This is a genomic window from Corallococcus sp. bb12-1 (assembly GCF_026626765.1).
GTDB lineage: Bacteria > Myxococcota > Myxococcia > Myxococcales > Myxococcaceae > Corallococcus > Corallococcus terminator.
This window is the reverse complement of record NZ_JAPNJZ010000007.1, coordinates 218,805-238,820: the sequence shown is the minus strand read 5'-3', so window position 1 is coordinate 238,820 and position 20,016 is coordinate 218,805. Positions and strand designations below refer to the sequence as shown.

Here is a 20,016-nt window from a genome sequence, read left to right as displayed (position 1 = left end):
GCACACCCGGCTTGACGCCCTCCCCCGCTGCCTCGCGCGGGGAGGGCCGCTACAGGCCGGGGACCGAGGCAGGAACCTCGGCCCCGTCTCCCGCGGCATCCGGCCCCTGCGCGCAGACGTACTCGGTGCGCAGCGGGGCCACGATGCCGAAGGTGAAGGCGTAGACGATGGGGCTCCACCACGGCCAGTACACGTCCACCCGCGACAGGCCGTGCCGGCATTCGCCCGCGGCCACGTCGGACGTCGTCAGGCCCGCCACGAAGCTCGCGCCCAGCCGGCTCTCGGGTGCCCCATCGCGCGGCGCAGGGCTTCGCACGCTCATGCGAAAGCAGCCCGTCAGGGACGTCAGGACGAGGGCGGACAGGGCCAGTCGCTTCATGGGCGGCACCTCCAGGGGAACGGGGGCCCTTGCGTAACACACCGGGGATTCCCCGCCAGTCCACCAACTGTTGCACAGGTGTCACGCCAAACCCCTGGATTCAGGATGGTTCTGGGATTGGGACGGGGCCTGGGACGGGAGTAGGATGGACGTCTCTCATGGCCCAGCCCCAGAAAGTCACGGACGCGAACGCGAGCGCCGAGGCGGAGCAGTCCCCCGAGGTCCGCGAGAAGGTGGAGCTTGCGCGCACGTTCGCATTCCACCTGCTCAAGGGCATCAAGCAGATCGGCATGTACCGCCACAACGAGGCGCGCTTCCCGGAGTTCCTCGCCAAGGCGCAGGAGTCCATCTCCGCGTACACGGAGAAGTTCGGCCCGCTGTCGTTGAAGGTGGAGCAGCAGAACTTCACGCTCCACAACGAGTCGCTCTTCACCGAGGAGTCGTCGCTCCCCTACAAGTTCTTCCGCGACGGCATCCGCCAGCTCATCTTCCGGCCCGGGCTGCCGCTGGAAGAGCTCGTCACGCTCACGCTGATCGCGCTGTCGGAGCCGGAGCGCGGCGCGGAGGACGTGCTCGCGCAGTTGTGGCGCGCGGGCATGCAGCAGGTGGAGTACGTCGTCGTGGAAGGCTTCTCCATGGAGGGAGCCAACGAGGACGAGGTCCAGGTGGAGGTGGACAAGGTGGTGGGCTACCTCTACTCCCGCCTCCAGACGAACTCGGATGACTTCCTGCGCTTCGCGCGCGTGTCCGCGGAGGACCTGGACGCGAAGCTGGATGGCGTGGAGCAGATCCGCGGCCTCGTCGTGGGCGGCCGGCACGCGTCGGACGACCTGAAGGCGCGGCTGCAGAAGGACATCACCGAGGAGGAGAACGCGCGCCTGTTCCCCAAGCTGGTGGGCGCGGTGTTCCAGGTGGTGGAAGGCGGCGTGGACGACGCGGCGCTGCTGGAGGAGATCTTCCTGCAGCTGTTGGACATGCTGCTGCTCCAGGACGACTTCGGCACGGTGAACCAGATCGTCCTCAAGCTGCGCGCGCTGTCCCAGCGCCCCGAGGGCGGTGATGACCTGGCGCGCCTGCTGTCCTCGTTCCTCCACAAGATGGGCGAGGAGCAGCGCCTGAGCCGGGTGGGCGAATCGCTCAAGACGACGCGCGCGAAGCAGCCGCAGGACGTGACGCGCTACCTGCAGGCGCTGGGCATGGACTCGGTGCTGCCGCTGCTCAACGTGCTGGAGACGATTGAGCTGCCGGAGAACCGCGCGCTCCTGTGCGACGTGCTGGGCGGCTTCGCGAGGGAGCTACCGGAGCCCTTCGTGGCGCGCCTCCTGTCGGACCGGCCGCAGACGGTGCGCGACATGGTCTACATCCTGGAGAAGAGCAACCACCCGGACCGGGTGAAGATGTTCGCCCAGGTGCTCAAGAGCCCCAACCTCGTCGTCAAGCTGGAGGTGATGCAGATCATCGGGCGCGGGCGCACGGCGGAGTCGCGGCGCATCATCCAGGATGCCCTCAACGACAACGTCTCACAGGTGCGCATGCTGGCCGCGAAGCTCTTGCCAGAGTTCGACCGCGACAAGGCGTTCCCGGACCTGGTGAAGCTGGTGAGGGATCCGGGCTGGGACAAGAAGACGTCGGATGAGAAGGCCGCGGTGTACTCGGCCATCGGCGCCACCAACCTGCCCTCCGCGCTGTCCATGATGCAGCTGCTGCTGGCGGTGAAGCCGTCGCTGCTCAACAAGCGCCGGGTGATGGACGACAAGTTCCTGGCCATCCACGGCCTGGCGGGCGCGGGCTCCATCCAGTCCTACAAGTTGTTGCAGGCCGTGGTGGAGGACAAGGCGCAACCGCTGGATGTCCTCACCGCCGCCCGCAAGGCGATGTATCAGACGCGCAAGGCCCTCTTCGGGGACTCGGCGCTTCCGGAAGAGACGAACTGACGCCATGGCCGACAACCTGAAGATCAGCCACAACCAGGAAGAGAATCTCAGCGAGTACGGCCGCGAGCACAACGAGAAGCTCCAGAGCCTCTCGCGCTCCATGCTCGCGGGCCTCTACATGCTCGTGCGCTCGGTGAAGATGTACGACCCGGAGAACGCGGTCTTCGAGAAGCCGCTGCACCAGCTCCAGGACATCATCAACCAGATCATCGGCAAGGAAGGCCGGCTGGAGCTGGCGGGCGTCAAGGACTCCTTCTACCTCAACGGCATGCTGGTGAAGGTGGACCTGAACTCCATCGAGAACCAGCGCTACCTGCTGGCGGAGATGCGCGCCAAGGACGTGGGCGGCATCACGCTGACGAAGCCCGTCACGGTGCAGGAGCTGAAGAACTTCGTCTGGATCTTCAGCAAGGAGCAGTCCACCGCCGCGGAAGAGGACGGCCTCTCCGGGCGCAAGCTGCTCAACATGCGCGTGGCGAAGTTCTCCAAGCTCAAGGAGAAGCTGAACAAGGACATGGACAACCCGGGCGACATGAAGGTCGACCGGAAGAAGTACGCCATGACCGTGTACGCCCGCGCGGTGTTCTTCCTGCAGAAGTACCTGGAGTCGGTGCGCGCGGGAAAGCCCATCGGCTCGTCGCGTGCGCTGCGGCTGGTGCAGGACTTCGTGGACATCTCCTACGACCAGCGCACGCACTTCCTGGGCATGACGACGCAGAAGCGCGAGGACGACTACCTCGTCTACCACCAGGTCAACGTCGCGCTGATGTGCATCGTGTTCGGCGCGGAGCTGGGCCTGACGAAGCCGCAGCTTCGCGACCTGGGCTACATCGCGCTCTTCCACGACGCGGGCATGACGACGCTGCCGGAGGAGCTGTCCACCAAGCGCGGCGCCCTCACCGCGGATGAGAAGGTCACCGTCGCCCGCGCGCCCCTCATCAGCGTGCGCAACATCCTGATGGAGAAGGGCTTCAGCCGCTCCACGCTCCTGCGCGTGGTGACGACGTTCGAGCACAAGACGGACTACGGCACCGCGGTGCGGGATGCGCGCGGCAACATCCAGATGATCATCCCCAAGACGAACCTGGGGGTGTACGCGAAGCTCATCGCCATCTGCGACGCCTACGACGCGCTCACCTCACGCCGGCCGTACCGGGATGCGTACGGCCCGGAGGTCGCGCTGATGCTGATGTGGACGGAGATGCGCCAGAAGTTCGACCCGGAGCTGCTGTCCGTCTTCATGCGGGTGATGGCCATCCAGCCCATCAAGGTGCTCTCCCGCCGTCAGCAGCAGATCAGCGTTTCCGGACTCTAGTCGCCTTCGCCGGGGCCTTCTTCGCGACGGGAGGCCCGGCGGGAACGCCCGCCTCCCGCAGCAGCGCCAAGGCCTTCGTGAAGTCCTCCGGCAGGGGGGCCTCCAGCGACAGCGCCTTGTGGGTGCGCGGGTGTTCGAAGGCGAGGCGCCACGCGTGCAGCGCCTGACGGCCCAGCAGCTCCTGGGCCTCGGCCACCGCGCCCTTCGCCTTGCGGCCCGCGCCGTAGAGCGCGTCACAGAGCAGCGGGTGCCCGGCTTCGGCCAGGTGCACGCGGATCTGATGCGTGCGGCCGGTAAGCAGGTCCACCTCCACCAGCGCGGCGCCTTCGAAGGCCTCGCGCACGCGGTACAGGGTGATGGCGGTCTTGCCCTCCTTCACCTTGCCGGTGAAGCGCTGGCGGTGGATGGGGTGGCGACCGTAGAGCGTTTCGATGCGGCCTTCGGCCTGGGGCACGCCGTGCACCAGCGCGAGGTACGTCTTCTGGACCTCTCGCGTCTTGAAGGACTTCTGGAGCGCCACCAGGGCCTGCTCGTGCTTGGCGACGACGAGGCAGCCGGTGGTGTCCTTGTCCAGCCGGTGGACGATGCCCGGGCGCAGCTCGCCGCCCACGCCGGCCAGGTCCTTCACGCGGTGCAGGAGCGCGTTGACGAGCGTGCCGGAGGCGTGGCCCGCGCCGGGGTGCACCACCATGCCGGCGGCCTTGTCCACGACGACGAGGTCGCGGTCCTCGTGCAGCAAGGAGAGCGGAAGCGCTTCGGCCTGGGGGATGGCGGCGACGGGCGCGGGGATGTGGACGGAGAGCCGTTCCCCTCCGCGCAGGCGCTGGGCCACCTTGCCGGGCTTGCCGTCGGACAGCACGTGGCCGTCGGCGATGAGGCCCTGGAGGCGGGAGCGGGTGAGGTCCGGGAACGCTCGGGCCAGGTACTGATCCAGGCGCTCTCCCCGGGCTTCGGGGAGGGCGAGGTGCTCGCGCGTGTCGGGTGAGGCCACGGAGCGGGTGACTACCAGATCTTCGACTTCACGTGCGCCTTGGAGCGCAGCACGATGTCGTTGACGGCGCGCTCGAAGAAGTTCGCCTGGGTGCTGATCTCCTGGCTGACGCGGCTCTTGTAGAGCGCACGCCCCTCCTCCAGCTCCTCCTTGAGGACCTCGAAGAGGTTGTCCTGCTCGATGCCCTTGATGATCTTCTGCTCGTTGTAGAGCGAGATATCCGAGGCAATCGCGCGGGCCAGACGCATCGCCTTGACCTTTTCCTCTTCCGTCATCGTGCCATTACTTAGGCACCCACCCCCTGCGAGTCAACTTTCCTGATGCACGGCGTGACGGCGGGCCGCCCTTCGGGTCAGCGGCCCGACTTGGCGGGTTTCTCGGAGAACAGCCCCAGGTAGCTCTTGGACACGCGCAGGGGGTCCAGGCCCAGCTCGCGGGCGAGGTTCATGAGGATGCCGCGCAGGTACACCGGCGGGGGCAGCGCGGTGTAGCGGTCCGCCTCCACGTTCTCCAGGTGACGCACGGAGATGCGGGTGCGGTCGGCGAGCTGCTGGATGGACAGGCTCCGGGCCTCACGCACGCGGCGCAGCAGTTCGCCGTTGAACTCGGCGTCCGCCGGGATGTCCACGCCGCGGGGACGGGCCTCGCGCACCCGGGCGGCCACCTGCGCCAGCGCGGACTCCGCGGTCGCGATGGCCGAGTCCTGGGAGAGCACCTGGGCGTCCCCGAGCTTCCGGGTGACGGGGGTCTTGGACCCGGGGACAGGACGGGTGTTCGCCGAGGGACGCGCGTCGATGGGGCGCGCGGTGAGGGGACGCACGGCGGCACGCGCGGCGCCGGTGGCCGGGGTCCGCGACAGCGCGGTGGAGGAGACCTCCGGGGTCGCGTCCGGCGTGCTCGGAGCGCGAGCGTCCGGGGCGGGGTTCGGATCCGACTCCCCCGGGGCCGGGGCAGCGGCGACGGGGGTGCTGTCGGCGCCCGGCGCGGACGGGGTTTCCGGCTGGCTGGAATCGCTCGAAGCGGATGTGGCGGCGGCTTCGGTGGGCGTGCCGGGGTTCGGCTCGTTCGGAGGCGTCACCAGGGCGGCCGACGCCGCGTCCACCGGAGCCTCCGTGCGCTCCGAAGTGGAAGCCACAAGCGCCGAAGCCGAGGCGGCGTCCTCGTGCCCCGACGACGTGGAGGCCGCAGGCGCCGATGCAGCATGACCCGACGTGGAGGCAACAGGCGCCGAAGCCGTGGCGACATCCGCGTGATCCGACGTGGAAGCAGTCGGCGCGGAGGCCATGGCGTCCGCGCGGTCTGAACTGGCAGCCACGGGCGCTGAAGCCACCGCGACATCCGAAGCCGTAGGCGTTGAAGCGGCGGAGTCTTCCGCACGGGCTGACTCAAGGGCCGCAGGCGTCGAGGTCTTCGCGGCCTCCGAACGGTCTCCCGCAACAGGAGCAACAGGCGTCGAAGCAGTCGCAGGGGGCGACGCGGACTCAACGGGCGTCGCGGCCACGCCCCTCGAAGCGGAGGCAACGGGCATCGAGGCCACGGCGACAAGGCCCGCCCCGCTGTCCGGGGACGAGGCGACGGGCGCGGCTTCGACCGCGTTCGCGGCCAGGGCACCCGAGCCCTTGGGAGCATCGGCTCTGGACGAAGCCTGGGCACGGGGCTCCACGGAAGCCGGAGGACTCGCCACCGGAGCCGGGGGCGCGCTGGGGACACCCCTGCCCTGCCCTCGCAGCGGACCGGCGGGGACGTAGACGAACGACAGGCTCTGGGTGAACGAGGCGCGGAATGCCTCCACCACCGCCACGCCCCCCACCATCACCGGCTCGGGGGTCATGCCCGACGCGTCCTCCCCCGAGGCCTCCTGCCGCTTCGACTCCTCACCCCGCATCCGCTCCTCGCTCTTTCCGGGCGACCCGCTCGTGCGCGGGGCCTCCTCATCATTCACGGACGCGGCGGCCTTCAGTCGCGACTCCGCCTCCACCCTTTCGGCATCCACGGCGCCCGCGGCCTTCGCCAGGGCCGCCGCGGCGGTCGCCAGGGCCTCCGCGACCCGCGCGGCCGAGTCCGCCTTGTCCACGGCCCCCGCCGCCACGCTCGCCTTCGAAAGCCGCTCCGTCGACAGCCCGATCGAACGGTCGTACTCGACCCGCAGATCCGCGTCGGTGAGCATCTCCATCGCTTCGGTCATCCTCTCGCGCAGCGCATCCACCTGATCCGGGTCACCCAGCGCGTACACGGCGATGGAGTCCGGCGAGTACAGCTCCATCAGGCGCTGATGGGCCGCGCGGATGTCGTCGTCGGACGCCGAGGGCGGGACCTCCAGGATTTCGTAGTAGGTCTGCTGCGCGAAGGGCTTCATGGGATTGCGGACTCGGGGGAAAGGCCGTCGAGCGACAGCAGACGCGTGGCGATGCGCTGGAGACCCAGGGACACGGGCGAGTCGGGACGCTCGATGAGCACCGGCTTGCGCTTGCGCACCGCACGCCACGCTTCGTCGTCGTACCGCAGCGCGCCCAGATCATCCATGTCGATGCCAAAGAACTTCTTCCAGGCGGCCACCATCGCGGCGCCCACGTTGGCATCCGCGTCGGTGCGCGCCTGGTTCACCACCAGCCGCACCCGGAACGACGCCAGCTCCCGCTCCAGCCGCTCCGCGTCCGAAGGCGCCTTCTTGCGCACCTGCGCGACCACGTCATGGAGCGTGCGCAACCCACCCTCACGGGTAGACAGCGCCCCCTCGACGAGGTCCTGGATGCCGTACTGCGCCTCCACCTGCTGGAGCTTCCGGAAGAAGGCCGCCTTGACGAAGCGGTACGCGTTCTCCACCGACGTGGGCTCCGGCAGCACCACCAGCAGGCCGTGGTCCGCGAGGAGGAAGAAATCCAGCGTGTTGAAGCTGGTGCCCGCGCCCAGGTCCAGGATGAGGTAGTCGGCCGTCTGCGCGAGCAGCGTGCGCAAGAGCTTCTGCTTCTGCGCGTACTTGAGGTTCGCCGCGTCCAGCGAGTCCTGCGCGCCGGCGATGAGCGACAGCCCCGGCACGCCGGTGGAGACCATCACCTCTTCCAGGCTCCCCTTCCCGCGCCGCAGGAAGTCCGACAGCGTGGACTCCGGAGGCCCGACGCCCAGGCACGTGTGCAGGTTGGCCCCGCCCAGGTCCGCGTCCACCAGCAGCACCTTATGGCCGGCCTGCGCGAGCGCGACGCCCAGGTTCGCGGACACCATCGACTTGCCGATGCCGCCCTTGCCGCCGCCCACCGCGATGATCCGGCGGGAGCGGGCCCGACGCGCCAGTCCGGCGGGGCCCGAGGAAGCCACGGCGTCAGGCTCCACGGCACTCAAGGGGCGCGCCGGCGCGCCGGCCAACGAGGCGGGAGCGGATCCGGGCGGCGGAGACAAAGGGGCGGGCTTCACGGAGGCTCGCATCAAAACCCGTCCTACCGCCCGAGTCGACACCCCGCCATTTCACGACCCATCCTCGTACGGCACCCCGCCCGCGCCCCGACGCCCGGAGGGTCGGGGGGCAGGCGACCGGAGGGCCGGTCGGTGTCACTCGTCGAGCAGTTCGACGTTCCAGTACGAGATGTCCGCCAGGTGCAGGAACGGCAGCCACTCCCGGTAGGTGACCTTGCGGATGGCGCCACGGAACAGCGGCGTCCAGCGCGGGCGTACCGGCTTCTTGAGCAGCCGCATCCCGGCCTGCTCCGGTGTTCGACCGCCCTTCTTCAGGTTGCAGGGGACACAGGAGCACACCACGTTCTCCCAGGTGGTCTTACCGCCCTGGGTGCGCGGGTTCACGTGGTCCAGGTTGAGGTCACTGCGGGGAAGCTGCTTGGAGCAGTACTGGCAGGTGTCGTTGTCGCGCGCGTAGATGTTGAGGCGCGAGAAGCGCACCTTGGCGCGCGGCAGGTGGTCATACGCGCCGAGCACGAGCACGCGAGGCACGCGGATGGTGCGGTCGATGGTGGTGATGCTGTCCTGCGTGGCACTCAAGGCCGCCCAGTCGGCGAACTCGTACAGACGGTACTGCGCGTCGATGGCCTTCGCGACGCCCTGATACAGCAGTGAGAACGCCCGTTTTACCGACGTCACATGAACCGGCTGATAGTACCGGTTGAGCACGAGCACGGCGCTGTTGATCATGGATGGCTTCCCGAACGGGCGGCCGCCACGGATTGCGCGACCACACCCAGGTCCTCCTCAGAGAGACATCGGACGTCGAGGACCACCTCGCCATCCGCGATCCTGCCAATAACCGGCACCTCGCCACCGCGCAGACGTTCCAGGAATACTTCCGGCGCTCCAACGGTGAGGCTGCAAGCGTAGGAAGGCAACCGGGCCAACGGCATGGCCCCCCCGCCCACCCGTCCATCCACGGACACCACCCGTGCGGTGACACCGTGCGCCTTGAGCAAATCCAACAAGCGATCAGCCCGGGCGCTCAACACCTCTGGCTGCTGGACGAGCAGGCTTTGCGCGGGAACCGCTTCGGGGCGGCCATCCCGGTACAGCTCCAGCGTCGCTTCCAGAGCGGCGACCGTCATCTTGTCGACACGCAAAGCGCGTGTGAGCGGGTGGGATTTGATGCGCTGGAGCAGGTCCTTCCGGCCCACGATGACGCCGGCCTGCGGTCCACCCAGAAGCTTGTCGCCAGAGAACGCTACCACATCCGCCCCGGCGCTGATGGCCTGGCCCACCGTGGGCTCCAATGTGAGACCCGGCCCGACCAGGGGCACGAGCGCTCCGGAGCCCAGGTCCTGGAACACGGGCACACTGCGGGAGCGGCCCAGTTCCGTGAGCTCCGCGAGCGAAGCTTCTTCGGTGAAGCCGACGAGGGCGAAGTTGGAGCGGTGGACCTTCACGATGAGGCCGGTGTCGGGACTCAGGGCGTTGGCGTAGTCCGCGCGGCGGGTGCGGTTGGTGGTGCCTACTTCCACGAGCTTCGCGCCGGACTGGCGCATGACGTCCGGGATGCGGAAGCCGCCGCCGATTTCGACGAGCTCGCCGCGTGACACGACGCACTCACGGCCGGAAGCGAGCGCGGCCAGGACGAGCAGCACGGCGCCCGCGCAGTTGTTGACCACGAGCGCATCCTCCGCGCCGGTGAGCGTGCGCAGGAGGCCCACGAGGGGCGCGTAGCGGCTGCCGCGTTCGCCTTCGTCCAGGTCGTATTCGAGGTTGGAGTAACCTCGCGCGACGGCGACGACGCGCTCCACGGCTTCGGGGGCGAGGGGCGCGCGGCCCAGGTTGGTGTGGAGCACGACGCCGGTGGCGTTGAGGACTGGCCGCAGGTTCGGCGTGGCCAGGGACGCGAGCGCGGCTTCCACGTCCGCGTCCTCGAAGGGCCGCGCGTCACCGTTCAACAGGCGGGCACGCACGCGTTCGACGGCGAGCCGCAGGGCCGCCACCGCGCGCGCGTGGGGAAGGTTCGCGAGCAGGGGCTCCAGCGACGGCCGCCTCAGGAGTTGTTCGATGGAGGGAAGGTTGCGCAACAGCGCGTTCTTCCCTTCCGGGGGTTTCGACTCAGCGCCCATGGGCGGGGAGTCTACTCGGAGCACGGCCCGACACGTGACCGTCAGCCGTCCCCAAAGCCTTAAGTCAGCGTTCCAATCTCATACGCGCCCTGAACCCCATGCAATGCCAGGCCGCTGCCTTTGCGGACTCACCATCCGCCGTAGGGGACGGTGATGGCTTCCATGTAGTGACCTGACGGGTCCTGGAAATAGACCCCTCGGCCGCCATCATGGGTGTTGATCTCGCCGGACTGCTGACCACGCGGGTCGGCCCAGTGCTGGATCCCGCGCTCACGGATCTTGGCGATCAGCGAATCGAACACGTCCTCCGACACCAGGAAGGCGTAGTGCTGGCCGGGAAATTCGTCGTCGGTCTGGATGTAGTCGAGCGCAACCCCGTCGCCCAGCTTGACCGCCAGGAAATGCCCGAAGGGCTGGGGCTCCGCGAGCCCCAACAGCTCCGCGAGGAATTTCGCGGAGAGCACCTTGTCCTTCGCGGCAACAACGGTGTGATTGAAACGGACGGTCATGGATGGATCCCCCAGAGACCGCCCATCCATATCATCCGAGCGCAGTGACTGCCGAGAGCCCAGGCACTCACCCAGTCTGCTTGAGCGCCTCCGGCCATAGCTTCGCAAGCTCGACGCGCAGCGCCGTCGCACTGGCGAACCGGTCCTCGGGCCGCTTCTGCATCAATCGCAGCACGAGCTGTTCGAAGGACTCCGGCAGATCCGGCCGCAGCGTCCGGAGCGGCACCGGCGCCTCCTGGACGTGCAGGAACATCAGCGGCACGGGCTGCGCGTGGCGGAACGGCAACTGCCCGGTGAACAGCTCATACGCCACCACCCCCAGCGCATACAGGTCCGTGGCCGGAGACACTCCCGTCCCCATCACCTGCTCGGGCGCCATGTACTCCGGCGTCCCCAGCGTCGCCCCCTGCGCCGTGGCGCCCACCACATGCGTGCTCTTGGCGAGCCCGAAATCCATCAACTTCAGAACCCCGGTGCGCGTGATGAACAGGTTCCCGGGCTTCACATCCCGGTGCAGCACCCCCTTCGCGTGCGCATGCTCCAGCGCCACGGTGGCATGCGTCAGCCACCGCAGCGCACTGGCGAGCGAAGGACGCCCCTCCAACAACACCTGCCGCAAGTCCCTGCCCTCCAGCAGCTCCACCGTCAGGTAGTGCCGCGCCCCATCCCAGCCCACGTCGAAGACATGCAGGATGTTCACGTGCTCCAGCGCCTGCGCGTGCTGCACCTCCTGCCGGAAGCGCGTCACCATCGCCTCGTCCGCGTGGGGCACCACCAGCACCTTGAGTGCCACGCGCTGCCCCTTCTTCACGTCCAGCGCCTGGTACACCGTGGAAGTCCCACCCACGCCCAGCCACTTCTCCACCCGGTAGCGCTCCGCCACCAACTGCCCTGGAACAAGGCCCAGGGCAGCAGGCGAGGACGGCGTCACCGCGCCTTGGATCAACGTCCCCATCGGTGACATCGGCGGCGTCACCTGATGCAACGTCGCCTCCGTCCCATCCGAGACCGGGGTGCTCACGGGCCGTGGATACCCCTGCGCGTCCAGCTTCTCCGCGCTCAGGTAGGTCACCCCCCCGGAGTCCTCATCCTTCGAACGCACCAAGTCCCCTCCCCTCTCAGGATTCAAGCAGGGAGACAGGGGCCGGTGAGCCGGAGCCCTCGATGTCCAGGTGCGGCGTGGGCAGGTTGTACTCGGCGGCGGCGATGGTGGCCTCCACCAGGATGGGGCCTGCGATCTCCTGCGGCTCGCCCTGGCAGAGCACATCCACCACGTGCTCCAGGGTCCACTTGCCCATCCGATGCACTTCCAGCCGCTTGCCATTGAACCGGGCGGTGTCCGACAGCTGGTCGCTCGCGTTGAGCTTGGCCTCCACGGAGTCACCCAGGTAGCCGCGCGCCACCGCCAGCACCCGGTCCACCACCGTGTTCCACGCCTGGAGGAACGTCTTGTCCTGCGCCTCGTCGATGATGTCCAGGCCCACCTGGAGCCGCTCCATGCGCTCCAGGAACTGCTGCACCAGCTTGCCCCGGATGACGCGACCGTGCTGCGGCGCGATCATCTCCACCGCGGGCGTCAGCTTGCGGATGGCCGCCACCGCGCGCACCAGCGCCGAATTCACCGGCATGTAGATCTGATGGAACGCCCGGATGCCCGTCCAGTCGGACTCCTCCGCCCACAGGCCCTGCGCCTTGGAGTCCGTGAGCCCGCCGAACAGGTCCCCCGTGAAGAGCACCCGCGTCTGCGGATCGTAGAGCATCACCGCGCCCCGGAAATGGCAGAAGGGCGACGGCACCGGCAACAGCTTGTGCCCCGTGGGCACGCTCAACCCGTTGGAGAACTTCTCCGTGGGGATGAAGCGGTTGCGCGGCAGGTTGAAGTGGACGATGAGCCGCCACGTGTCCTCCGAGCACAGGATGCTCGCGCGCGGCGAATAGCGCGCGGAGATTATCGCCGCCGACGAACCCACGTCCGGGTCCTGGTGGTTCACGAAGAGCGCGGACAGCCGGTCCATGCCCCCAATCAGCGACACCACCTTCGTGTGGATGGTGGAGAAGTCGCTGCTCGACCCGGGGTCGACGAGGAGGTTGAACTCGGAGGGTTTCTTCGTGCGCACGTCCGTCCCGCGAAAGCGCCGCAGGTACGGGTTGGCGAAGAAGATGCCGCCGGGCTCGCGCTTCCCGACCCAGAAGGTCTCGGGAGCGATTTCCACGGCGGTGCGGTTGAGGTCGGAAGGTGGATTCGGGGCGGGAACGTCGCTGTGGCTCATGGCGTGTTGTCCTTCACGCAAACGAGTGGGGATGAGGACTGCCCCCCAAGCCTATCAGCCCTGCGTCCACCCCGACCGCCTGATTCCAGGCGCAGCGGACAGCGACATGAGCCTCGCTTCTCGCTGCCCGCCCTTCAGTCAATGAGGACCAGATGAGTCCCCGATCCCGAAACCCCTCTCAAGGGGCTTCCTTCCAGATGCCGATAAGGACTCAGCTCCAGGGCCGCAGAAAGAGCATGTACCCGGCGAGTCCCAGCTGGACCCCGAGCGTCAGCAGCGCCCCCACCACCTGGACGCGGCTGGCGGAGATCAGCCCGAACGCATGCGCTGCCCGCGCCACGAGCAGCGCGCCGCCAAACGCATGGAGCGCCATCGAGTTGCCGCCGCACAGCTCCGTCACCAGCAGCAGCAGGAGCGCCAGGGGCACGTTCTCCACGTTGTTGCCGTGCGCGCGGATGGCGGCGATGAGGTCGGCGTGTCCTCCGTCGCCCCGCCACAGGTTGTACCTGCCGCGCACCCGGCTGACGTTGAGGCTGAGCCCCACCGTGAGAAAGACATTGAAGGCGGCGTAGAGCGCCGTCACGGGGACCGCGAACAGGTGCGTCCCCAGCAAGGGATTCGTCAAGGGGTGTTCCTCCACGACAAGAGGCGCGGGACCGTAGCCGTTCCCGGCCCGTCGTGGAGGCCCATGTCACATGCTCCGTCTCAGCGGACGCCGGACTCCAGGCCCGGACGGTCGTCGAACAACTGCACCCAGCGTCCGTCGAACCCGCCGTTGGCCGGCAGGTACCACGCCCCGGGCAGCCAGAAGCCCTGCTCCACGCCGTCCGACGAGTCCGTCACGCCCGTGTGCACGAAGTAGTCGTGCTGCCACCAGTACGCATTCGGCGAAGCCGTGGACCCGCTGGCGCTCGCACGCGTCCGGCCGCGCGAGTCCACCACCGTGCTGGCCCAGGACCTGTCATGGAAGACATTGGACCCGCCGCCGCCCGTGTCCGACGCCTTGTCGTTGAGCTCGAACGTGCCGAAGAACCACTTCTTCGACGGGTAGCCCTCGCGGTCGTCCTCGTTTTCGATGTCGCGCGTCTTCGTGAAGAAGCGCTGCAGGCCCGGGCTCACCTCCGCCTGTCCCGCCTCGTTCACGATGGGGCTCTCCAGCAGGAAGGTCTCCGACGCGGAGGGCAGCCAGTGCGTCGCGTAGCCGCCCTGCTCCCAGTGCGTGGGCAGGATGTCCGCGATGTCCTGCAACTCGTACGTCACCCGCTTCACGGCGGGCCAGTTGGCCGTACTCCCGTTGTCGTAGCGGGTGGCCAGTGCGTCCGCCGTCGCGTACCGCACCGGCTGCGCGTTGAACGCCGCCACCGCCGCCGCGTCGTCCTCCGGCACGAACGCGATGTGCAGCTTCTTGCGGCCGTCGTCGTTGTTCACGTCCGCCTCCGCCTTCCCGCCCGAAGCCATCCGGCCCGCGAAGAACGAGTACGGCTCGGTGACGAAGCGCAGCTCCTGGCCGTGCGCCGCCAGCAGCTTGTCGGACCACTCCGCCTGCCAGATGAGCAGGTGGCTGCCGGACGGCGTCTGCATGAACTGGAGGTCCGTGTTGCCCTGCCGGCGCACCACGTTGCGCTTGTGCTGCGTCACCACCGCGTACGCCACGGACTCCCCGCTGCCCGGGTTGCCCACCACGTTCTTCACCTGCAACTCCACCCGCTCCCAGTCGTGGAGCTGGTAGTCGCCCGCCGCGTTCTTATCCAGCGCGTGATACAGGTGATACACGAGGACGAGGTTCTTGCCCCCGTCCATGTACTCGATGAGCGACGTGTACAGCGTCGGCCGGATGCGCCACCTGTCGAAGGCGCTCGGCCCCACACGCGACGCATCCACGTACTGGGGGATCTGCTTCCAGTGCAGCTTGTTGTTGGAGAAGTCCCCGTCCTGGTCGAAGTCGAAGTTCGTCAGCCAGTCATAGCCATGCCGGCCGTCGTTCGCGTTCGCCCGCTTGAAGATGAGCGGCGCGTAGTAGCGCAAAAACGCCTGGCGCTGCTCCTTCGTCAGCGACCAGCTCTGCGCCGCGGCCACGGCGGGCCAGCACAGGCCCGTCAACAGCACCGCCAGGACGACGAGGGGAGCGACTCTCTTCGGAAGTAGATTCATGGGCGGCCGAGGAAATCACGGCCCGCCCATCACCCTCCACGAAGAATGCCCGAATTCAGGATTCAGCCTGGATTTCGCACTTTAACGCGATGCGCTGGGCATCACCGGCGCCTTGGGCACGCGGCCGTAGAGGAGTTGGTAGGTGTTGTACGAGCGCAGCACGCGTTTGATGTAGCCGCGCGTCTCCGCGATGGGGATCTCCTCCACCCACGCATCCAGCGCCAGGTTGGGGTTGGCCGAGCGCCACCGGTTCACCGCGCCGGAGCCCGCGTTGTAGCTGCCCACCGCGTAGGGCGTGTGGCCCTTGAACTGCTTGATCAGCCCGCCCAGGTAGTGCGCGCCGAAGCGGATGTTGAGCTCCGGCTGGAGCAACGAATCCACGGTGAACTTCTTCACCTTCAGGTCGCGCGCCACGCCCTTCGCCGTCGCCGGCATCAGCTGCGTGAGGCCCATGGCGCCGGCCCAGGAGAGGGCCTTGGGGTCCAACGCGCTCTCCTCGCGCATCAGCGCCTGGAGCAGGTCCGGCTCCACGCCCGCGGGCACGGTGTGCTTCTCGATGAGGTCGCGGAAGGCGTTGGGATAGGCCACCTCCCACACCGGCCGCGTCTGCGCGGTGATGCGGCCGCTCAGGTCCTTGCGCAGCGCGAGCCGCGCGATGGCGTGCGCCGCCCGAGCATCCCCGGACTGCGACAGCACCATCACCAACAGGCGCATGGACTCCGGCGGCTGACTGGAGCGGTTGACGAGCATCAGCTCCGAGGACACCGAGTCCGGGAAGCCCAACCGGAGCAGCTCCACGCCCGCGCGGAAGTGCGAATCCTCCCCCATGGGCCCGGCGAACATCGGCCAGGGGCTGGCGGACTCCGGCACCTCGAAGATGGACGGCGACACGCGCTCCAGCCGGGGCTTGTCCAGCTCCCCCAGCTTCGTGCGCGCCATCAGCCCGTAGTAGGTGGCCGGGTGCTCCACCGCGAGCTGCTCCATCAGCTCCGCGGCGCCCTGGATGTTGCCGCGCTCCTCCAGCGTGCGGGCCCGCCAGTACCGCGCGCGCTCCACGTCGTAGGACTCGTCCGCGTTGGCGAACTGCGCCTCGATGCGGTCCAGGAAGGAGAAGCCCCCGTCCTCCGCCTTCGACGTGCGCGCCACCCAGAACGCCTTGAACAGCGCCTCGCCCAGGAAGTCGCCCTTCGGGTACAGCCGCGCCAGCTCGTCCAGGCGCGCCATCGCGTCCTTGGGCCGGGACGTCTTCACGTACAGGTCCGCCGCGTAGAAGAGCGCGTCGTCCGCGAACGAGTGGTCCGGGAACTCGCGCGCCAGCCGCTCGTACGTCTCCGTGCCGCGCGCCTGATCCACGATGGAGCGCGACGAGCCCAGCACGTACAGCGCGCGCGCCAGCAGGTCGCGGTCCTTGCACTGCTCCACCACGGGCGTCAGCACCTGAATGGCCCGCGTGTGCTGGCGCTCCTTGCGCTGGCCCTTGCCGAAGGCGAAGTGCGCCTTGCACGCCAGCGCGTCCGGCAGCTTCAGCGACGGCAGCAGCGGCTCCAGGAGGGTCAGCCCCTGCTTGTTGCGGTGCGCTTCGATGAGCGCCTCCGCGCGGCCCACCTTCGCGTCCAGCGGCGGCGTCTGCCCCTTCAGGCGCTTCTCCACCTGCTTGACGATGGGCGACAGTGGCTGGCTCGCCCACAGGCGCCACAGCGCGGCGCGTTCGGCGGCGCGGTCCTTCTTCTCCACCGCGAGGTCCGCCGTGGCGATGAGCGCCTCGGCACCTACGTTGCGGCCCCAGCCCGTCATGGCGCGCAGGGTCAGCGGCGTCAGCGCCTCCATGGCGCCGTCGTAGTCCTTCTTCTTGCGCAGCACGCGCGCCAGCCCCAGGCGCGCGTCCACGTACATCCGCGAGTCCGCCGGCACCTGCTTGAAGCTGGCCGCCGCGTCATCCAGCCGGCCCTGGGACTCCAGCGCCACGCCCGCGTGCGTGAGGCAGCGGTCCTTCAGCGCCGGGTAGTCGTTGGCCAGCGCCGCCATCTCCGTCGCCGCCGCCTTGTCATCCCCGGCGCGCACCGCCGACAGCGCGCGCAGGTAGCGCACCGGAGCGCTGTCGCCCTCACCCTCCAGGAGCGTGCGCGCCTTCGTGTACTGGCCCTTGTCGAACGCGTCCTTCGCGTCCTTCTTCTTGCCCTCGCCGAAGTACGGCGTGAGGTCCTCCAGCCCGTAGCGACGGCCCCGGTGCACCACCGGCGTGGGCGGCGCGAGGCCGGGGAACGCCGGGTTGAGCACCTGCACGTAGCCCCCCGGCAGCGGGGCCTTGTCCGCGTCCGGCGGCGGCGTGAGCTGCGCCTCCGACGGCGCGCTGTCCGTGCGCGTCGTGGGCGCCTGATCCGTGTCGTCCGTGGACGCCGCGCCCGCGAGCCCTGTCGGGGCGGCGGCCGGAGTCGGAGCCACGGCCGGCGTCGGCGTCACCGCGGGCGTTGGCGTGGCGGCCTGCGTCGGGGCGGACGGGGGCGTCGGGGCGGGAGCCTGCGCGGACAGGAGGGCCGCGGAGGCGAGGAGGGCGAGATGCTGGAGGGATACTTTCATTCGCGGGGGCCTCGGGGACCCTGGGAGATGCGCTCGGGCACGCCCGAGGACAACTGGGGACACATGGAAAATTTCCAGCCCCCGTCAGAGGTTAGACTGTCCGCCTGCACATGGATATCCGCACTCAGAGCGCACTGCTTGCTTCCATCATCGGCCTGGCGCTGGGCGTGTCCATGTTGTTGCGCCCCGGGCGTCCACGGGTGCTCACCCTCTACTCCGTCTTCACGCTGACGGTCGCCGGGTACTACCTCAGTCTCTTCTTCCACAGCATCTTTCCCGCCCAGGACTACCCCTGGGTGTCGCGCATCGCACTCGGCGCCACGGTGCTCATCGTCTCCCTGGTGCCCGGGGCGGCGGTCGCCTTCTTCCTCGAATTCCTGGGGGTCAGCAAAGGCACCCATCTGGTCGGTCGGCGGCTCGCCCTCCTGTCCGCCGTGCTGGGGCTCACCGTCGCCGTGACGCCGTTGGCGGACAAAGCATGGGCGCGGGTGGCGATGGGGACCTGGGTGCTGGGGGCCCTGTTCACGTCCGTGTCGCTGCTGGTGCACCGGGTGCGGACGACGGAGTCGCGCATCGAGCAGTTCCGGCTGGCGTACCTGGCCATCGGCGCGGGCGCGGCGGTGCTGTTCTCCGGCCTGGACTACCTCTCCCGCTACGACATCCCCTTCCCCACGCTGGGCCCCGTCTTCGCGACGCTCTACCTGTTCTTCCTCGCGCAGACGCTCTTGCGGCTGCGGCTGATGGACCTGCACGAGCTGTTGGGGAAGATCGCCTCGCAGACGGTGCTGGCCATCATCCTGGCCGCGGTCTTCACGGTGCTCACCGCGTGGGTGGACGAGAACACGTCGCTGTTCGTCTTCAACACGGTGGTGGCCGCGTTCGTCATCCTCATCCTGTTGGATCCGCTGCGCACCAAGGTGGAGGAGATGGTGGTGCGCATCTTCTTCCGCGAACGCTTCGCCCTGCTGGGCACGCTGGGCGCCCTGCGCGTGCGGATGACGGCGGTCATCGAAATCTCCGAACTGGCGCGCGTGGTGCTGGACGCGCTGCACGAGACGGGGCGCGTGACGCACGCGTCGGTGTACCTGATGGCGGAGGACCGGCCCGGCTACCGGCTCCTGGACTCGCGTGGGCCCCTGCCGGTGCCGCTCCTGGACACGGCGGCGGCGCGCGGCGTGCTGTTCGCGGTGGCGAGCGGCCAGAAGGCGGTGCTGCTGGAGAACGTGGAGCGCCGCATCTCCGTGATGCGGGTGCAGGCGGTGGAGGGCAAGCGGTTCCGCGACGAGCTGAAGCGGCTCAACGACACGCGCGCGGCACTGCTCCAGATGCGGGCCGGCATCAGCGTGCCCCTGATGGGGAACGACCGGGTCATCGGGTTCCTGAACCTCTGGGATGAACGGGTGCCGGAGGCGTACGCGTCCGATGAGATCGCCCTCATCCTGGAGGTCTCCGAGCGGATGGCGACGGTGCTGGAGAACTCCAAGCTGTACGAGAAGATCCGCGAGCGCGACCGCCTGGCGGCGCTGGGTGAGATGGCGGCGGGCCTGGCGCATGAAATCAGGAACCCGCTGGGCGCCATCAAGGGCGCGGCGCAGTGCCTGGACCCCAAGAATCTGTCGGGCGAGGACAGCGAGTTCCTGGATGTGATTGTCGAGGAGGTCAACCGGCTCAACGGCGTGGTGACGGCGTTCCTCGACTACTCGCGGCCGCTCAAGCAGAGCTTCGGGCCCACCGACCTCAACGAGGTGGTGACGCGCACGATGCGGCTCATCCAGAACGACATGCCGGACACGGCGGAGCTGGCGGTGGAGTTGGACTTGCGGCTTCCGCGCGCGGACGGCGACGCGGAGCAGCTCAAGCAGGTGTTGATCAACCTGGTGCAGAACGCGGTGCAGGCGATGGGCGCCCAGAAGGGCTGCATCACGGTGCGCACGGAGAAGCCGGAGCGCTTCGGCGACTTCCGCAGCGCGGGCGGCGAGTTCGTGGAGGTGCGCGTCACCGACAACGGCCCGGGCATCCCGTTGGATCAGCAGCCGCATATCTTCGTGCCCTTCTTCACGACGAAGCAGAAGGGCACGGGGCTGGGGCTCGCCATCTGCCATCGCATCGTGAAGAACCACGGCGGCAGCATCAGCGTGCATAGCAAGGGGGGCGAAGGCACCACGTTCGTCATCCGGCTGCCGGCGATTCCTCCGGAGCTGACGGAGGGTGCGCTCCCGGAGGGCACCCCCGCGCCCCCCACCCGCCCCTCCCAGTCCCTGGTCATCCCCGAGGAGCTCCGCGAGCCGGCCCCCACCCCGCCGAAGCCGCCCGAGCCCCGGTCGAAGCGCGACAAGCGTCGCCGCGCGAGCTGAAGGCGCCG

16 protein-coding genes are annotated in these 20,016 nt (G+C 68.7%); 3 read left to right on the top strand and 13 right to left on the bottom strand.

Annotated elements, in window-relative coordinates; all coding sequences use genetic code 11:
* Positions 1-49: 49 nt before the first annotated feature.
* Positions 50-379, bottom strand: coding sequence for a hypothetical protein (locus OV208_RS11720; RefSeq protein WP_267573919.1), 330 nt, complete (start codon positions 377-379; stop codon positions 50-52).
* A gap of 158 nt (positions 380-537) precedes the next feature.
* Here OV208_RS11720 and OV208_RS11715 point away from each other — a divergent pair, with 158 nt between their 5' ends.
* Entirely contained in the window at positions 538-2,313 is a 1,776-nt protein-coding gene (locus OV208_RS11715; RefSeq protein ID WP_267573918.1) for a HEAT repeat domain-containing protein, read from the top strand.
* 4 nt (positions 2,314-2,317) lie between these two features.
* Positions 2,318-3,628 (top strand): HD-GYP domain-containing protein, encoded by a 1,311-nt coding sequence (locus tag OV208_RS11710; protein WP_267573917.1) that lies wholly within the window; start codon positions 2,318-2,320, stop codon positions 3,626-3,628.
* Here OV208_RS11710 and OV208_RS11705 read toward each other — a convergent pair.
* From OV208_RS11705 to OV208_RS11650, 12 genes are all read right to left on the bottom strand, one after another.
* A complete protein-coding gene (locus tag OV208_RS11705) occupies positions 3,609-4,619 on the bottom strand; it encodes an RluA family pseudouridine synthase (RefSeq protein ID WP_267573916.1) in 1,011 nt (336 codons plus the stop codon). The genes OV208_RS11710 and OV208_RS11705 overlap by 20 nt on opposite strands.
* 11 nt (positions 4,620-4,630) lie before the next feature.
* Positions 4,631-4,894: a hypothetical protein gene (locus OV208_RS11700; RefSeq protein ID WP_120532975.1), complete on the bottom strand. Its 264-nt coding sequence runs from the start codon at positions 4,892-4,894 to the stop codon at positions 4,631-4,633.
* Positions 4,895-4,971: 77 nt separating this feature from the next.
* Positions 4,972-6,975: a helix-turn-helix domain-containing protein gene (locus tag OV208_RS11695; protein WP_267573915.1), complete on the bottom strand. Its 2,004-nt coding sequence runs from the start codon at positions 6,973-6,975 to the stop codon at positions 4,972-4,974.
* Entirely contained in the window at positions 6,972-8,039 is a 1,068-nt protein-coding gene (locus OV208_RS11690) for a P-loop NTPase (RefSeq protein ID WP_324291371.1), read from the bottom strand. The genes OV208_RS11695 and OV208_RS11690 overlap by 4 nt, the downstream gene beginning before the upstream one ends.
* Before the next feature lie 123 nt (positions 8,040-8,162).
* Positions 8,163-8,756, bottom strand: coding sequence for an HNH endonuclease (locus tag OV208_RS11685; RefSeq protein ID WP_120541473.1), 594 nt, complete (start codon positions 8,754-8,756; stop codon positions 8,163-8,165).
* Positions 8,753-10,147, bottom strand: coding sequence for an L-seryl-tRNA(Sec) selenium transferase (selA, locus tag OV208_RS11680; protein ID WP_267573913.1), 1,395 nt, complete (start codon positions 10,145-10,147; stop codon positions 8,753-8,755). The genes OV208_RS11685 and selA overlap by 4 nt, the downstream gene beginning before the upstream one ends.
* Before the next feature lie 128 nt (positions 10,148-10,275).
* Positions 10,276-10,656, bottom strand: coding sequence for a VOC family protein (locus OV208_RS11675; protein WP_267573912.1), 381 nt, complete (start codon positions 10,654-10,656; stop codon positions 10,276-10,278).
* A 67-nt stretch (positions 10,657-10,723) separates the two neighbouring features.
* Complete coding sequence (locus OV208_RS11670) at positions 10,724-11,758, bottom strand: serine/threonine-protein kinase (protein WP_420715010.1); 1,035 nt, start codon at positions 11,756-11,758, stop codon at positions 10,724-10,726.
* A 16-nt stretch (positions 11,759-11,774) separates the two neighbouring features.
* On the bottom strand, positions 11,775-12,926 hold the full coding sequence (locus tag OV208_RS11665) for a hypothetical protein (RefSeq protein WP_267573911.1): 1,152 nt from the start codon (positions 12,924-12,926) through the stop codon (positions 11,775-11,777).
* A 211-nt stretch (positions 12,927-13,137) separates the two neighbouring features.
* Positions 13,138-13,551 (bottom strand): MAPEG family protein, encoded by a 414-nt coding sequence (locus OV208_RS11660; protein ID WP_267573910.1) that lies wholly within the window; start codon positions 13,549-13,551, stop codon positions 13,138-13,140.
* Positions 13,552-13,631: 80 nt separating this feature from the next.
* Positions 13,632-15,077, bottom strand: a complete 1,446-nt coding sequence (locus OV208_RS11655; protein ID WP_267573909.1) for a hypothetical protein — start codon at positions 15,075-15,077, stop codon at positions 13,632-13,634.
* Positions 15,078-15,158: 81 nt separating this feature from the next.
* Entirely contained in the window at positions 15,159-17,654 is a 2,496-nt protein-coding gene (locus OV208_RS11650) for a transglycosylase SLT domain-containing protein (RefSeq protein WP_267573908.1), read from the bottom strand.
* 110 nt (positions 17,655-17,764) lie between these two features.
* Between OV208_RS11650 and OV208_RS11645 the strand changes: the two genes are divergently transcribed.
* Positions 17,765-20,008 (top strand): GAF domain-containing sensor histidine kinase, encoded by a 2,244-nt coding sequence (locus OV208_RS11645; protein WP_267573907.1) that lies wholly within the window; start codon positions 17,765-17,767, stop codon positions 20,006-20,008.
* Positions 20,009-20,016: the final 8 nt, after the last annotated feature.

Bases quoted from the DNA above. Each gene is read 5' to 3' on its own strand.
- OV208_RS11720 (WP_267573919.1), bottom strand. From the start codon at position 379: ATGAAGCGACTGGCCCTGTCCGCCCTCGTCCTGACGTCCCTGACGGGC.
- OV208_RS11715 (WP_267573918.1), top strand. From the start codon at position 538: ATGGCCCAGCCCCAGAAAGTCACGGACGCGAACGCGAGCGCCGAGGCG.
- OV208_RS11710 (WP_267573917.1), top strand. From the start codon at position 2,318: ATGGCCGACAACCTGAAGATCAGCCACAACCAGGAAGAGAATCTCAGC.
- OV208_RS11700 (WP_120532975.1), bottom strand. From the start codon at position 4,894: ATGACGGAAGAGGAAAAGGTCAAGGCGATGCGTCTGGCCCGCGCGATT.
- OV208_RS11695 (WP_267573915.1), bottom strand. From the start codon at position 6,975: ATGAAGCCCTTCGCGCAGCAGACCTACTACGAAATCCTGGAGGTCCCG.
- OV208_RS11690 (WP_324291371.1), bottom strand. From the start codon at position 8,039: ATGCGAGCCTCCGTGAAGCCCGCCCCTTTGTCTCCGCCGCCCGGATCC.
- OV208_RS11685 (WP_120541473.1), bottom strand. From the start codon at position 8,756: ATGATCAACAGCGCCGTGCTCGTGCTCAACCGGTACTATCAGCCGGTT.
- selA (WP_267573913.1), bottom strand. From the start codon at position 10,147: ATGGGCGCTGAGTCGAAACCCCCGGAAGGGAAGAACGCGCTGTTGCGC.
- OV208_RS11675 (WP_267573912.1), bottom strand. From the start codon at position 10,656: ATGACCGTCCGTTTCAATCACACCGTTGTTGCCGCGAAGGACAAGGTG.
- OV208_RS11665 (WP_267573911.1), bottom strand. From the start codon at position 12,926: ATGAGCCACAGCGACGTTCCCGCCCCGAATCCACCTTCCGACCTCAAC.
- OV208_RS11655 (WP_267573909.1), bottom strand. From the start codon at position 15,077: ATGAATCTACTTCCGAAGAGAGTCGCTCCCCTCGTCGTCCTGGCGGTG.
- OV208_RS11650 (WP_267573908.1), bottom strand. From the start codon at position 17,654: ATGAAAGTATCCCTCCAGCATCTCGCCCTCCTCGCCTCCGCGGCCCTC.
- OV208_RS11645 (WP_267573907.1), top strand. From the start codon at position 17,765: ATGGATATCCGCACTCAGAGCGCACTGCTTGCTTCCATCATCGGCCTG.